Source organism: Haloferax sp. Atlit-48N (assembly GCF_003383015.2).
GTDB classification, from domain to species: Archaea; Halobacteriota; Halobacteria; order Halobacteriales; family Haloferacaceae; genus Haloferax; species Haloferax volcanii.
On sequence record NZ_CP137693.1, the window covers coordinates 236,414 to 250,512 of the forward strand.

General features: G+C 69.7%; 11 protein-coding genes. 1 reads left to right on the forward strand and 10 read right to left on the reverse strand.

The window, feature by feature from the left end:
- Positions 1–402: 402 nt before the first annotated feature.
- The 4 genes from DEQ67_RS18935 to cobN all read right to left on the reverse strand — a co-directional run bounded on the left by DEQ67_RS18935 (position 403) and on the right by cobN (position 7,050).
- Complete coding sequence (locus tag DEQ67_RS18935; RefSeq protein WP_008605878.1) at positions 403–1,611, reverse strand: ABC transporter substrate-binding protein; 1,209 nt, start codon at positions 1,609–1,611, stop codon at positions 403–405.
- A gap of 88 nt (positions 1,612–1,699) precedes the next feature.
- A complete protein-coding gene (locus DEQ67_RS18940; RefSeq protein ID WP_115891572.1) occupies positions 1,700–2,530 on the reverse strand; it encodes a cobalt-precorrin-7 (C(5))-methyltransferase in 831 nt (276 codons plus the stop codon).
- Positions 2,523–3,203: a precorrin-8X methylmutase gene (locus DEQ67_RS18945; protein ID WP_115803580.1), complete on the reverse strand. Its 681-nt coding sequence runs from the start codon at positions 3,201–3,203 to the stop codon at positions 2,523–2,525. Before DEQ67_RS18945 ends, DEQ67_RS18940 begins: the two co-directional genes overlap by 8 nt.
- Positions 3,196–7,050: a cobaltochelatase subunit CobN gene (gene cobN / locus DEQ67_RS18950; protein ID WP_115803579.1), complete on the reverse strand. Its 3,855-nt coding sequence runs from the start codon at positions 7,048–7,050 to the stop codon at positions 3,196–3,198. Before cobN ends, DEQ67_RS18945 begins: the two co-directional genes overlap by 8 nt.
- A gap of 44 nt (positions 7,051–7,094) precedes the next feature.
- On the opposite strand from cobN, the gene DEQ67_RS18955 reads away from it, so the two are divergent.
- On the forward strand, positions 7,095–9,251 hold the full coding sequence (locus DEQ67_RS18955) for a VWA domain-containing protein (RefSeq protein WP_115891571.1): 2,157 nt from the start codon (positions 7,095–7,097) through the stop codon (positions 9,249–9,251).
- A gap of 35 nt (positions 9,252–9,286) precedes the next feature.
- Here the strand turns inward: DEQ67_RS18955 and DEQ67_RS18960 are convergent, their stop codons facing one another.
- Genes DEQ67_RS18960 through cobJ form a run of 6 tightly spaced genes read right to left on the reverse strand, consistent with a single transcriptional unit; the run spans position 9,287 to position 14,097 of the window.
- Entirely contained in the window at positions 9,287–10,525 is a 1,239-nt protein-coding gene (locus DEQ67_RS18960; RefSeq protein WP_115891570.1) for a PQQ-binding-like beta-propeller repeat protein, read from the reverse strand.
- Positions 10,526–10,529: 4 nt separating this feature from the next.
- Positions 10,530–10,913, reverse strand: coding sequence for a DUF3209 family protein (locus DEQ67_RS18965; protein ID WP_004041101.1), 384 nt, complete (start codon positions 10,911–10,913; stop codon positions 10,530–10,532).
- A 2-nt stretch (positions 10,914–10,915) separates the two neighbouring features.
- The gene (locus tag DEQ67_RS18970; RefSeq protein ID WP_004041100.1) at positions 10,916–12,136 is read right to left on the reverse strand and encodes a CbiX/SirB N-terminal domain-containing protein; all 1,221 of its coding nucleotides are present in this window, start codon (positions 12,134–12,136) and stop codon (positions 10,916–10,918) included.
- The gene (locus DEQ67_RS18975; protein ID WP_115861480.1) at positions 12,133–12,810 is read right to left on the reverse strand and encodes a cobalamin biosynthesis protein; all 678 of its coding nucleotides are present in this window, start codon (positions 12,808–12,810) and stop codon (positions 12,133–12,135) included. The genes DEQ67_RS18970 and DEQ67_RS18975 overlap by 4 nt, the downstream gene beginning before the upstream one ends.
- Positions 12,807–13,061 (reverse strand): ferredoxin, encoded by a 255-nt coding sequence (locus DEQ67_RS18980; RefSeq protein ID WP_004572753.1) that lies wholly within the window; start codon positions 13,059–13,061, stop codon positions 12,807–12,809. Before DEQ67_RS18980 ends, DEQ67_RS18975 begins: the two co-directional genes overlap by 4 nt.
- Position 13,062: 1 nt before the next feature.
- Positions 13,063–14,097, reverse strand: a complete 1,035-nt coding sequence (cobJ, locus tag DEQ67_RS18985; protein ID WP_004041097.1) for a precorrin-3B C(17)-methyltransferase — start codon at positions 14,095–14,097, stop codon at positions 13,063–13,065.
- Positions 14,098–14,099: the final 2 nt, after the last annotated feature.

The following is a 14,099-nucleotide window of genomic DNA, read 5'->3' on the forward strand; positions in this document are numbered from 1 at the left end:
GGCCTAAAAACACAAAAGGTTTACTGCAATCTAATTTTTAGTAAAAATTTCGGGACAGCGCAACCGCTCGTCGGCCGCGACGACCGACTCGCGGCGACCGGTCCTACGGTCCAGTTGGGTGCTCTTCCGACGGACGGAGTCGGTGGTCGGTCGCGTTCCGGGGTCCGCCCCGCCCCACCCCGCCCCGTCGCGGACTCACCTCGCTTTCGCTCGGCGGAACACCTCCATGAGCGGGAGTTCTCCCTCGACGAACCACGCTGCGGTGACCGCCGGGGACACGCCCATACCTTGGCTCACTGCCATATTTTTTAGGCTAGCCTAAAATATGATAAGCGTTCTGGCGGGACGCGCCGCTCGACGGGTGGGCGAAGAGAGAAAGCGGGGCCGCGAACCCGGGGCGAGTTACAGGTTCCCGTTGGCGATGTCCGCGACGCGCTGGGCGTCGAACAGGCGCTCGTCGGCGTCGTACAGGGTCCGCGCGAGGCGGTCCGTCACGACGAGGTTCGTGATGGGGCCCTGATAGAGCGCGCCGGCGCGGTAGACGTCGCCGTTCTGGACGGCGGTGAGTTCGCCCGCCACCTCGTGGTTTTCCATGAACGAGACCACGGTGTTCTGGAACTCCTCGCGTGTCTTGGCCTCCTGTCCGCGCACGAGGAGCACTTCGGGGTCGACCTCAAGCAGCGTCTCGAAGTCGACCGCGCCGCGGTTGCTGTAGAAGTCCCGCACCTCGGTCGTCGCGAGCGCGTCGTTGACTTTCAGGTCGTTGAGATGCTTGAAGCTCGTCCCCTCGTCGATGACGTAGGGGTAGAACTCCTCTGGCTCGTCGCCGCCGGCCCAGACGACCGCGGCCGAGGGTCGCTCGCCCTGCGCGGGGACGACCGGCGCGAGGTTCGACTGGAACTCCTCGTGGACCTGTTCGAACGCCTCGAAGCGGTCCTCGCGCTGGAACACCTGCGCGAACTTCTCGAACGCCTCGTAGAGGGTGTAGTAGCGGTAGTCCTCGTGCCACGCGTAGCCGCGCGAGAAGATGCTGTTGCCGAAGAACGGCCCGACCTGCGTGCTGATTTCCTCGATGTCGGCCTCGCTCCACTGGCCGCGGTTCAGGAGGAAGTTCGGGTCGGCGATGTGCACGTCCGCGTTCAGCTCGTAGAACTGCTCTTTGCCGACGCCGCTGTCTCCCCACAGCTGGCGGATGGACGACTTGTCGACGCTCACGTCCGGAATCTCGTCGTAGTACTGCGTGTGGTACCGGCCGGGGAGCCAAACGCCCATCGGCGCGTCGAGCCCGAGCGCGACGCCCATGTCGGCCCAACTGCCGTTGTTCGCAATCCACGCCTCCGGGACCGAGTCGAACGTGACCTCGCCGACCGGCTCTATCGACACCGAGTAGGACTCCGCTGCCTCGGTCGTCGTCTCTGTCTCGGTTTCGGTCTCCGTCGCCGCCTCGGTCGTCGCGGCCGTGGTCGTCTCGGGCTCGGACGCCGTCGTCGTCGTCTCCGACCCGCTCCCGCCGGTACAGCCGGCGAGCAGGCCGCCTGCGATGACCGCGCCGCCGTACTGGAGGTACTCGCGCCGCGTCGATTCCCGTCCGCTTTGTCCGTCGTTTGCCATGTCTTTTAGGCCTCCCTAAATGGTTAAAACGTCTTCGGAATTTAGGCGAGCCTAACTACCTTCGCGCGGGGCGGGGGAAGGAGGCGGCTCAGTCCGCCGCGTCGACGGGCGCTCTGACAGCGAGCACCGAGAGGTCCGAGTACGGCGTCGAGTCGGGGCCGCTCCCGCCGGCCGAATCGCGCAGGCCGCCGAGCGTGGTCCGGGTGATTCGCTCGTCGTCGTGGGTCAGTCGTTCGAGCACGAGCGCGTCCAGCGACTCGTCCGCGCCCGAATCGAGGAGGAACCCGGCGATGTCGCCCGGCATCCAGTCGAACGGTCGCGGCAGGACGAGCAGGTGGCGCTCGCCGGCCGCCTCGGCCAATCGGTCGAGGTCGGCGTCGAGCGACCCGCTTTTGTGGAGCGTGACGAACCGCGTGTCCTCCATCGGCGTCCGGGCGCGACTCGCGGCTATCTGGAGCGACGAGATGCCCGGAATCACCCGCACCGGCCGGTCGACGGCCCGCTGGACCTTCCCGAGGAACTGGTAGCCCGAGTGGTTCGGGTCGCCCATGAGCACCGCCGTCCCCCGGTCGCCGGCCGCGACGCGCCGCCCGAACTCGGCCAGCGCGTCGGCCTCGTCGGCGTAGCCGCAGGTGAGCAGGTCGGCGTCGGTCTCGTCGGCGACGAAGTCGACGACCGTCTCGAAGCCGACGACCACGTCGGCCTCTCGAATCGCCCGCCGCCCGCGGGGCGTCAGATACTCAAGATTCCCGGGGCCGACGCCGACCGCGTACACCGGCGCGGCGGCGTCCTCGGTACCGTCGGCGTCCTCGCCGCCCCCGTCGGTTTCGTCGATGCTCGGTTCGGGCGCGGCCGCGGCGAACGCCGCCGGGTCAGGTCCCGAATCGAGGTCGTACGGGTCGCTCTCGTCCTCACTCATGATTTGCGAGGTCTACGTCGCCGTTTCGCACGTCGCTGGCGACGTGAATCAGCTCGTTCGTGAGCGCGGCCGCGAGGCCGCTCCCGCCTCGTTTCCCGACGTTCGTCACCGCGGGCACGCCGTACTCGTCGGCTACGTCGCGGACGCGCTTCCTGCTTTCTTCGGCCTTCACGAAGCCGACGGGCGTCGCCACGACGGCCGCCGGTCGGGTTCCGTTCTCGATGCAGTCGCAGAGCGCCAACGCGGCGGTCGGCGCGTTGCCGACGACCGCGATTGCGCCGTCGTAGACGCCCTCCTTGTCGAGTTCGAGCACCGCGGCCGCGGTCCGGGTCATGCCCGTTTCGGCGGCGAGTTCGGCTCCGTTGCCGATTGCCTTCCGCACCTGGCAGTCGTGGCCGCGGCCGGTGATGCCAGCTTTCGCCATCGTGATGTCGGTCACGATGGGGCGCTCGTCGAGGACGGCCCTCGCGCCCGCGACGACCGGGTCGTTCTGGCACCGGATGAGGTGCTGGAACTCGATGTCGCCGGTCGAGTGGACCGCCTTCTGTCGGAGTCGGTCGTTAAGCGTCTCGTCGGGGACGAACGTCCGGACGATGTCCATGCTCGTCTCCGCGATGTCCATCGCTTCCTGCGTCGTCGCGCCGAGGTCGGCGTAGGCGTCTCGTTCAGTCATTGGATTGGGTCTGCGTCATCGCGTTCGTCGTGTTCGATTCGAGGTCGCCTTCGACGGAGAGGTTGATGTCCTGCAACCGCTCTCGCACGTCGTCGTCGGCGTCCCACAGGTCGCGGTCGATGGCTTCGAGGAACGTCGCGGTGATGCTTTCGAGCGCCCACGGGTTCACGTCGCGCAGCCACTCCTGTCGGTCCTCGTCGAAGGCGTAGGCGTCCGCGAGGTTCTCCCAGAGGGTGTCGCTGACGACGCCCGTTGTCGCGTCCCAACCGAGTGCCACGTCGACCGTGGTCGAGAGGTCGCCCGCGCCCTTGTAGCCGTGTTCCTCCATGCTGTCGAGCCAGTCGGGGTTGAGGACGCGCGCCCGCATCGCCTTGCGGACTTTCTCCTCGTTCGTGTAGACGCTGACGTTGTCGGGGTCGCTGGAGTCACCGACGTACGACGCCGGGTCGCTCCCGGAAATCTCACCGACCGCGGAGACGAACCCGCCGTGGAAGGCGTACCAGTCGGAGGAGTCGAACTCGTCCTGTTCGGCGGTGTCCTCGATTTTCACGGTCGCCTCGACCCCGCTCAAGCGGCGCTCGAAGGCGTCGTGGGCCTCGGTCACCTTGCCGCGACTCCCGAGGGCGTAGCCGCCCCACTGGACGAACACGTCCGCGAGGTCGCTCCGGTCGTCCCACTCGCCCTCGTCGACGGCCTTGTTCGTCCCCGCGCCGTAGCCGCCGGGCGTCGTCGTGAACACGCGGTGTTTGGCCAGTCTCTCGGCCTCGTCGGCGTCCACGCCCTCCGATTCGAACTCGGCGGCGTCCTCCTCGACGTGCTTTTTCACGTAGTTCAGCTCGTGGGGTTCGTCGAGTTCGACCACCGCGTCGACGGCGTCGTTGACGACGCTCGCGGCCTGCGGGAACGCGTCGCGGAACAGCCCCGAGACGCGGGTCGTCACGTCGATTCGCGGCCGGTCGAGTTCGTCCAGCGGAATCGGCTCCACGTCGTCGACGCGGCCCGCGTCGGTCCACACCGGTTCGACGCCCATGAACGCGAGCACCTGCGCGATGGTCTCGCCGCGGGTCCGGACCGTCGGCGTCCCCCACGCGACGACCCCGAACTCCTCGGGATACTCGCCGTGGTCGTCGTAGTGGCGGTCGAGGACGCCCTCGGCGACGCGCTCGCCGACGCTCCACGCCGGCTTGGCCGGGACTTTCCGCGGGTCGAGCGTGTAGAAGTTCCGCCCGGTCGGCAGCAGGTCCACCCCGCCGCGGGTCGGCGCGCCGGAGCCACCGGGGCGGACGTACTCGCCGTCGAGGGCGTCGGCGGTCTGCGGAATCTCGGCTTCCGCGGCCGCGACTCGCGGGGCTGCCTCGTCGCAGATGAACGCCAGCACCTCGCGGAGGTCGTCGTGCGCGCCGCGCTTGGCCCGCGCGTCGCCGAGTTGGTCGATATCGACCACGAGCAGGTTCATGTTCACCTCGTCGTCGGGGCCGGCGTCGACCTCCGACTCGGGCACGTCGAAGTCGCGTTCCGCGAGTGCGGAGACCAGTTCGACGCACTGGTCGTAGACGCGGTCTGCGGCCTCCGAGAGATACATCCCGAGGTCGTCGTCGTACGTCCCCGGCTCGTCCCGCATCCGGTCGTAGTCGACGCCCATGACGCCCGCGACGCTCTCGCGGAGACTCGGCGTGTCCGCGTTCGGGAGGCGGGTGAGCGCGACGAGGTACTCCACGAGTCGGTCGTTTGCGGGCGGTTCGCCCATCGTGTGGAGGCCCATCCGAATCTGCGTCGTCTTCACGTCGGTCAGGTACTCGTGGACGCGCTCGACGAGTTCGTCGAACTCGACTTCGGCCTCGTCGGAGCCGACATCGCCGTCCGCGCCGCGGATGGCCTCGGCGTCGTCGAACCCGAGTTCGACCGCGAGGTCGAGGTCGTCGACCGCGTCGACGAGGAGTTCGCGGAGTTGGTCGCCGCGCTCGGGGCGGGCCTCGTCCATGCCGGCCTCGCGGTACTCGCGGGCGAGTTCTTCGAGGTCCGCGAGGTCGTCGTAGGTTCCCGCGGTGCGCATGACCGGCGTGAGGTAGTCCACGATGGCCGCGTACGACCGGCGCTTGGCCTGCGTCCCCTCGCCGGGGTTGTTGATGATGTACGGGTAGACGTTCGGGAGGTCCGAAACCAGTTGGTCCGGCGCGCTCTCGCCGTTCAGCCCGACGGTCTTGCCGGGGAGCCATTCGAGGCTGCCGTGGGTGCCGAGGTGGACCACGGCGTCGGCCTCGAACGACTCGCGGAGCCACGCGTAGAACGCCACGTAGTCGTGCGGCGGCTGGAGGTCCGAATCGTGGTACACCTTCGAGGGGTCCATCCCGAAGCCGCGCGGGGGCTGGACGGTCACGAGGACGTTCTCGAACTCGACGCCCGGAATCGCAAACGGTCGCTCCGGCGGGTCGCCCCACTCCTCGACGACGTTGTCGCGGAAGCGGTCGTCGGCGTCTTCGAACCAGTCGGCGTACTGGTCGGGAGCCACCACGTCGACGCTCAGGTCCCGCACGTCCTCGGGGGCGACCCAGCGGTCGTCCAGCGTCAACTGCGAGGTGAGGTCGTCGATGAGCGCCTGCCCGTCCGCGGGGAGGTCACCGACGGCGTAGCCCCGCTCCCGGAGTTCGGACAGGAGGTTGACCGTGCTCTCGGGGCTGTCCATCCCGAAGGCGGTCCCGATGCCGTCGTCGCTCGGCGGGTAGTTGTGGAGGACGACCGCGACGTTCTTCTCGTCGTTCGGGAGGTGGCGGAGCCGCGCCCAGTTGACCGCGAGGCGGGCGACGTGGTCGACGCGGTCCTCGATGGGGAAGTGCTGTTTCGGCGCGCTCCCGACGCCCGCCTCGTCTTCCATCCGCTCTTTCCCGCTTATCGGGTGGGTGATGACGTTGCCGTCGAACTCGGGGAGCGCGACCGACAGCGCGAGTTCGAAGCCCATCACGCCCGTGTCGCTCGACTCGTAGCGGCTCCGAGAGCGCATGGTCGTGATGGCCTGCAACACGGGGACGCCGAGTTCGGTGAGGAACACGTCTTCGGCGGCCGACCCCTCGTCGTCGGCGTCGCGGCCCCGCTCGCTCATCGACAGCGAGAACATGAAGGAGCTGACGACGGCGTCGACGACGGGGCCGTCGTCGTCCGAAAACCAGTTCCGGGCGACCCACTCGGCGTTCTCCTGTCCGGCCTCGTCGGTCGCGGGGTTGCAGAACGCCGGGAGGACGTTCGCGCCGAGCGATTCGAGGCGCTCCACGAGCGCGTCCACGTACCGGGTGTTCGCGTGCGTCCAGTGGGACTCGTAGAACCAGACGCCGATGGTCGGCTTGTCCGGGTCGTGCGTGTCGAGCAGTTCGTCGTACTCGACGCCGGGGTAGTCGGGGTGGTAGACGCCCTCTGTCGGGAGTTCGACAGGGTCGTCGACCTCGGTCTCGACGCCGGCGTACTCGGCGGCGAGGAACCGACAGAGGTTCTCGACGTTCACCGCGCCGCCGCGGTCGAGGTACTCGCAGACGCGCTCGCGGTCCGCGTCGGCGACGGTCGTGTCCCGGCGAGCGAAGGCGTCGCCCGTGGCCTTGACGACGAGCGGCACGCCCGCCGATTCGAGTCGTTCGACCGCGTGGTCGTAGCCGGGCATGCTGTCTTCGGCCCCGTGGAGCCAGAAGACGGCCGCCGTCGTCGACTCCAACTCGTCGACGAAGGCGTCCGCGTCGCTCACGTCGTCCAAGTCGCTCGCGGAGCGGACGACGAGGTCGATTCCGTCGAGTCGGCGCGCGGCCCGCTGGACCGCGCCCAACTCGTTTTCGGTCGCTGTGTACAGTCCGATTGTCGGTGTCATTGATAAAGTGTTATTGTCTTACTGCAACTACGTTTTCGTATTCGATGACGACTCAGACGCTTCCGTTCTCGGCTATCGTCGGGCAAGACGAACTGAAACGGGCGTTGTTGGCGGTCGGAGCCAACGACGACCTCGACGGCCTGCTCGTCCGCGGCGAGAAGGGCACCGCGAAGTCGACCGCGGTCCGCGCGCTTTCGGACCTCCTGCCCGAACAGGCGGTCGTCGCGGACTGTCCGTACGGCTGCCCGCCGGACCCGGACGACCCGGCCCGCCAGTGCGACTCGTGTCGGGCCCGCGACGACCCCGCGGTCGAACGCCGGTCGGTCCCGCTCGTGACGCTCCCGCTCGGCGCGACCCGCGACCGGGTCGCGGGCACGCTCTCCGTCGCCGACGCGCTGGACGGCGAGGCGTCGTTCGACCCCGGGCTCTTGGCCCGCGCGAACCGCGGCATCCTCTACGTGGACGAGGTGAACCTCCTCGACGACCACCTCGTCGACCTGCTCTTGGACGCGGCCGCGAGCGGCGTCAACCGCGTCGAGCGCGACGGGATGAGCGTCGAACACCCCGCCGAGTTCACGCTCGTCGGGACGATGAACCCCGAGGAGGGCGACCTCCGCCCTCAGCTCCGGGACCGCTTCGCCCTCCAGGCGACCGTCGTCGGCAGCCGCGACATCGACGACCGCGTGGAGATTATCGACCGGGCGCTGGCGGGCGGCGACGACCCGGCGACGGCCGGCGACGCCCACCGCGAGGAGACCGCGGCGCTCGAAACCGCGCTCCGCGAGGCGACGGCCCGCCTCGACTCGGTCGCCCTCCCGACCGAGTTCAAGCGCGATATCGCCGAACTCTGCGTCGACGCCGGCGTCGAGGGCCACCGCGCCGACATCGCCATCGCCCGCGCGGCCCGCACCCTCGCGGCGCTCGACGGTCGGACGAAGGTGCTCGAAAGCGACGTGCGGGAAGCGGCCGCCCTCGCGCTCCCGCATCGACTTCAGAGCCGCCCGTTCGACGACGACCCGGACGTCGACGACGTGCTCGACGACCACTTCGACGAGGACGAAGACCGGGACGACGACGGGGGCGGCGACGCTAACGACGGGGACGGTGAGGGTGACGATGCGGGCGATGCCGACGACGGCGGGAGTGACGACGGCGACGCCAGCGACGGCGAGGAACGCGCCGAGGGAGGCGACAGCGACGCCGACGCCGACGATTCCGACGGCGACGCCCCCGGCGCGGCTCCCGACTCTGACGCCGGGGACGACGACGCCGGGGATGACGACCGAGGCGGCGAGGTCGGCGGAGCCGACGAGCGCGGACCCGAGAACGGTGATTCGGAAGGCGGAAATTCCGAAGACGGCGATACCGACGGCTCCGGCGACGACCCCGACGAGGCCACGCCGCTTCTCCCCGGTCAGAACCGGGCCGCCGTCGGCGACGCCGAGCGCCCGCCGGTCGAGGACGCCGCCCTCGACGCGGAGACGCCGGGTGACGGCAGCCGCGCCGCGGTTCGGGAGTCGCGTCAGGGTCGAGGCTCGCGGGTACGAACCGAACCGGCGACCGAGACCGACGACATCGACGTGCCGGCGTCGGTCCGGGTCGCCGCCTCGGCCGGCCGGTCCCGCGTCACCCGGTCGGACCTCAGAACCGCGGTCTCCCGCGGGTCGGCCGCGACGCTCGTCGTGTTCGTCGTGGACGCGAGCGCGTCGATGCGCGCCGCGATGCGGCAGGCGAAGGGAACCGTGCTGTCGCTCCTCGAAGACGCCTACGAGCAACGCGACGAGGTCGCGTTCGTCGCCGTCGCGGGCGACGAGGCCGAGGTGTTGCTCCCGCCGACCGACAGCGTGACGCTGGCGGCGCGGCACCTGAAGGAGCTTCCGACGGGCGACCGGACGCCGCTTCCCTCCGGGTTGGACGCCGCTCGCCGGGTCATCGACCGCTCGGACGCCGACGCCGCGCTCGTCGTCGTCGTCACCGACGGCCGGGTTACCGTCGCGGACGGCAGCCCCACCGGACAGACCCGGTCGGCGGCGCGGAGCCTCGCCACCGCCGACGCGTCGGTCGTCGTCGTCGACGCCGGCGACGACGGCATCGGCGTGACCGACATCCTCGTCTCCGAGACGGACGCGCGGCGCATCCCGCTTTCCGACCTGTCGGCCGAGCGGGTCGCTGAGGCCGAGCGCTTCGCGGACGGGCAGTAGCGGGGTATCGCTCGTCTCGTGTCGCATGGTTTCTTCTATCGAATCGGTCGCGTGCGGAGTCGGTAGGCTCCGCGCGTGACGCCCTCGTCGTGGTACTCGACCGGCTCTTCGACCACCGCGAGGACGCCCCCACCCGCGGCGACCGCGGTCGGGATTCCGGGGAGGTCGTCGGTCCGGACGTGCCCCGCCGTCGCACCGAACGTGTGGACGCCGTGGCGGTCGGCCTCTCGCTCCCGGAAGTGCTGGGCGGACGGCACGAAGACCCGCGAGCCGGCCGCGACGGCGGCGCGCGCGAACCCGCCGGTGTCGCGGGTCCACAGGCGCTCGCCCCCATCGACGGAGACGCCGACCGCGGTGTGTTCGTCGGGATGTCGCGCGTCCGGGTCGCGGGTCGACTCCGCGAACGTGTTCCCCGTGACGAAGGCGGCGGTTTCGCCGGCGACGCAGACGTGGGTCGGATAGGCGTAGACGGTCTCGTCGCCGACGCGCCGCTCGGTGGCGAGGTCGAGTCGCCACCGCTCGCTCCCCTCGAAATCGAGGAGGTAGCCGCGTTTGTCGCCGTGGCTGGCGACGGCCAGCGCGTCGCCCGCGAACGCCACGTCCCCGACCCGCCGGTCGCCGTCGGTGCCGGGGTCCCACGACGCGACTCGCCCTCCGGTGTGGGCGTCGAGGAGCACGAGGCCGTCTTGTTCGGGGTTCGGACAGCGGTTGTACGCGACGGCGACGCGGTCCCCCTCGGCGGCGACCGCGATGGGCGAGGCGTGGACGCGTCTGCGCCACGCGACCCGGCCGTCGCGGCCGAACCCGAGGACGACGCTCCGCCAGACTCGCTCGTCGCCGTCGCGTTCGTACCGTCGGGCGGCGACGACGACTCTGTCGCCCGTCACCGCGAGGTCGACGACGTAGGGTCGGAAGAACAGCGAGTCTCTCGCCGCGGTGCCAACGTCGTCGGTCGTCGCGTACGTCCAGCGCGCGTCGCCCGTCTCGGCGTCGAGGACGCGAACGAGTCCGTCGCCGCCGCGCTCGCCGACGACGAGGAAGTCGTCGGCGGCGGCCATCGACACGACGAGGTTGTCGCCGCGCGCCTCCCAGCGGTCGTCGGTGTCGGATGCGGAGTCGGCAGCGGCTTCCAGCGCGACGACGCGGCCGGCCGCGGTTCCGACGAAGACGGCGTCGTCGGTCGCGGCGACCGCCGAGCGCGTCCAGTTGTGGCGACTGCTCGCGGGGTCGACTTCACCGAGGTCGCGGCGGGCCGAGAGTGGAGCCGATGGCATCGGTTCAGTCCTCGACGGGGAAGGCGTCGTGAAGCGTGTGGTGGGCCTCTCCGAGGTCGTCGAGCAGCGCGTCCGTGCCCTCGCGGAGACGGCGAAGCGACCGTTCGGCGTCGCGGACGGCGACGAGTCGGCCGCGGAGGTAGCCGGCCTGCGGGTCGTCGTCGTCGATTCGCGTCGCCTCCGATTCGAGGTCGACGAGCGCGGCGTCGAGATGTCGCTGGGCCTCGTCGAGCGTGGTCGCGTTCGCGAGCGCCTGAATCGGGCCGGGGTCGGCGTCGCCGAGGTAGTCTTCGAGTTCGGCTTCGGCGTGTCGCTTCGCGTGTTCGTCGGTCGTTCCGGTGATGTTCAACAGCGCCAGTCGGAGCGCTTCGAGTTCTGCGCAGGCCATGATTAGAGTGATTGGTGGACGAGGTTCGAGACGATGCGGTCCCGTTCGAGGTGGGACGAGACGATGCGGTCGGTGTCGTCGGGCGTCACGCCGCCGTACCAGACGCTGTCGGGGTAGACGGCGACGATTGGGCCGTCGCCGCACTGGCCGAGACACGAACTCCGGGAGACGTGGACATCGCAGTCGTCGGCGTCGCGCACGCCCTGTCTGAGTTGTTCGAGGACGGTCGCCGCGCCGCTCGCGGCGCAGGTCTGGTTCGTGCAGACCGCGACGTGCTTCTCGGGGGCGTCGTGGACGTGCGGGTCGTCGTCAACGTCGCTCCGGTCGGCGTGTTCCGCCTGGTGGACGAGCGAGCGAAGCATCGCGCGAGCGCCGCCCTCGTCGTCCTCGTAGCCGGCGAGTTCGACCTTGTACTTGCAGGTGTCGCACGACATCTCGACGCTCCCCGACCGCGCCTCTTGATAGCGGTCGGCCAGCGTCTCGACCACCCGGGCGTCGGTGCCGAGCGGTCCCGACGCGCCGGCGTCGACGTAGGGGTACTCCTCGTCGAACGTCTCGGCGGTGTCCACGATTCGTTCCGTCAGCACGCCGTCACCGAGCATGTACGGGAGGACGACGACGGCGTCCGGGCGGTCCTTGGCGACGGTGTGAAGCGTCTCCTCAAGCCGGGGCGTCGTGACGCCGATGAACGCCGATTCGACGCGGGTGAACTCGCGGCCCTCGTACAGCAGGCGCGCCAGTTTGTGCACGTCGCCGTTCGAGTCGGGGTCGCTCGACCCGCGGGCGCAGAGCACGACCGCCACGTCGTCGTCCTCGCGGTCGACGCCGAGGTCGGATTCGACCGCCCGCGCCCGCTCGTCCAACAGGTCCACGAGCGAGGGATGGATGCCGAGATGTGAGCCGAACCTGAACTCGGTGTCGTCGTGGGTCGCGCGGGCCCGCTGGACCGCCAGCGGCACGTCGTTTTTGACGTGGCTGGCGGCGAAAAGCGAGAGGGGAACGACGGTCATCGTCCGGCAGGTCGGAGCCATCGTCTCGATTGCGTCGTCTATCGACGGCTCGGCGAGTTCGATGTACGCCGCGTCCACCGGGACCGACAGCCGCGATTCCAGTTTCGCGGCGAGGGTCCGCACCTGCTCGTTCGACTCCTCGCGGCGCGAGCCGTGGCCGACGAGGAGCACCGCGTCGTCGTCGAGCGCCGGGTCGGGTCGTTCGAGGCTCATGCGTTCTCCGCCTCTTCGAGGCTACGGACGAGCTTTCGACGCCGCGTCGGCGCGAACAGGTTCGTCTCGTCGCTCCCCTCGTAGACCCACTCACCGAAGCCGGCGGCCGCGTCGTCGTCGATGCCGAACCAGTAGCCGCCAGAGGAGGTCTCGCCAATCTCGCCGGTCGGCGCGTCAACGGGGCAGGCGTCGAGCAGTCGGTCAACGGTTTCGAGGAGCGCCCGGTCGTCGTGGACGAACGAGATGCCGACCGTCCCCGACGAGGATTTGAAACAGACCGTCCCGCAGGATTCGAGCAGGCCGCGGAGGAGCTGTTTTCGCCGGGCGTCGAACACGTCGAAGCGGTAGCCGCCGGCGTCGCCGCCGACGGGGAGGCCGAACGCGGCGCTCGCGCTTCGCACCACGTCGCCTGCGACCGTCACGCGGTACTCGTCTTTGACGCGGGTGACGGCGGTGTTGTGGGCGTATTCACGTTCCGTCTCTCGTCGCTCGATTTCGCCGCCGCCGGCGATGGCCGCGAGGCGGTTCGCGCAGGTCTCGTCACTCGTCGAAAGGGTGAACTGCTCCCGCTCGACTCGGCCGCCGCCGGCGACGTGGCCCCAGAGATAGGCCGTCTCGGGCGCGCTTTCGAGGAGGTCGTCCGCGGGGGCGACGCCGGCGTTCGCGTCGCTCACGCGTCCACCTCCCGGACCGAAATCGCGCCCGGCGGGCAGGCTCGGGCCGCGAGCGTCGCGTCGTCGTCCGACTCCGCGTCGCCTTCGAGGACGGCGACGACGCGCCCGCCCGTCTGCTCGACGCGCACGACGCCGGCCGCGTCGGGGTCGATTGTGGCGAGTCCGTCGTCGTCCTCGACGAACCGCCCGTCGCGGGCGAGACAGGCGAAGATGCCGTCGCAGGCGTCTCGGTCGATTTCGATTTCGAACATCTCAGTACTCGTACTTCTGCTCGTAGCCCCGCGGCGTCACCATCCGGTCGTCCCAGACGTACGTCTCCTCGTTGCCGACGAGCAGCGTCGTCGTCATGTCCACGAGGTCGGTCTCACCGAGGTCGGGCAGGTCACCGAGGTCGACGATTTCGACCTCCTCGTCGTCGCGGCCCGCGCCGTGGACGATGCCGACCGGCGTGTCTGGCGCGCGGTGTTCGAGGAGAATCTCGCAGCACTTCTCGTAGTTCGACCGGCGCTTGCGGCTCCACGGGTTGTAGATGGCGATGGTGAAGCCCTCCTTGGCGGCCGCGTGGAGGCGCGACTCGATGGTCGGCATCGAGGTTAGGTGGTCCGAGAGGCTGATGGTCACTGTGTCGTTGACGAGCGGCGCGCCCAACCGTGCCGCGCAGGACTGCGCCGCCGGGACGCCCGCGACCACGTCGAAGTCGACCATGCTCGCGGTCGCGCCCTTCGATTCGAGGATTTCGAGCGCGAGTCCGGCCAGCGCGTAGACGTTGGGGTCGCCGCTGCCGACGATGGCCACGTCGTTGCCGGCGAGCGCCCGGTCGACCGCCTCCTCGGTCCGGGAGACCTCGCCGCACATCGGCGTCGAGTAGATGTCCTCTGCGCCCTCGACGACGTCGTCGGGGAGGAGTTCGATGTAGGTCGTGTAGCCGACGATGTGGTCGGCCTCGCGGAGCGTGTCTTTCGCCAGCGTCGTCATCTCGCTCGCGCGGCCGGGACCGAGGCCGACGGCGACCAACTGCCCCGGCTCGCCGTCGAAGTCCTCGATGGTCGCTTCGACCTTCTCTGCGGTCTGTTCCTTCTTCGACCCGCCCGAACTGCCGCCGCACTTCGACGCCGAGTCGTCGTCCGTCGTCGAGGACGACGCGCCGCAGTTCGAGGTCGTGTCCGTCTCGGTCTCCGTCTTCGTCCCGCCGCAGTTCGATTCTGAGTTGGTCGTGTCGGTCGATTCAGTCGATTCGGTCGTCGCACCGCCGCAGTTCGATTCGGTTGTCGTGTCTGAGTCGCTCATGG

Coding starts and splice junctions, on each gene's coding strand:
- DEQ67_RS18945 (WP_115803580.1), bottom strand. CDS start 3,203: ATGACTGAACGAGACGCCTACGCCGACCTCGGCGCGACGACGCAGGAA.
- cobN (WP_115803579.1), bottom strand. CDS start 7,050: ATGACACCGACAATCGGACTGTACACAGCGACCGAAAACGAGTTGGGC.
- DEQ67_RS18980 (WP_004572753.1), bottom strand. CDS start 13,061: ATGTTCGAAATCGAAATCGACCGAGACGCCTGCGACGGCATCTTCGCC.
- DEQ67_RS18940 (WP_115891572.1), bottom strand. CDS start 2,530: ATGAGTGAGGACGAGAGCGACCCGTACGACCTCGATTCGGGACCTGAC.
- DEQ67_RS18960 (WP_115891570.1), bottom strand. CDS start 10,525: ATGCCATCGGCTCCACTCTCGGCCCGCCGCGACCTCGGTGAAGTCGAC.
- DEQ67_RS18935 (WP_008605878.1), bottom strand. CDS start 1,611: ATGGCAAACGACGGACAAAGCGGACGGGAATCGACGCGGCGCGAGTAC.
- cobJ (WP_004041097.1), bottom strand. CDS start 14,097: ATGAGCGACTCAGACACGACAACCGAATCGAACTGCGGCGGTGCGACG.
- DEQ67_RS18970 (WP_004041100.1), bottom strand. CDS start 12,136: ATGAGCCTCGAACGACCCGACCCGGCGCTCGACGACGACGCGGTGCTC.
- DEQ67_RS18965 (WP_004041101.1), bottom strand. CDS start 10,913: ATGGCCTGCGCAGAACTCGAAGCGCTCCGACTGGCGCTGTTGAACATC.
- DEQ67_RS18955 (WP_115891571.1), top strand. CDS start 7,095: ATGACGACTCAGACGCTTCCGTTCTCGGCTATCGTCGGGCAAGACGAA.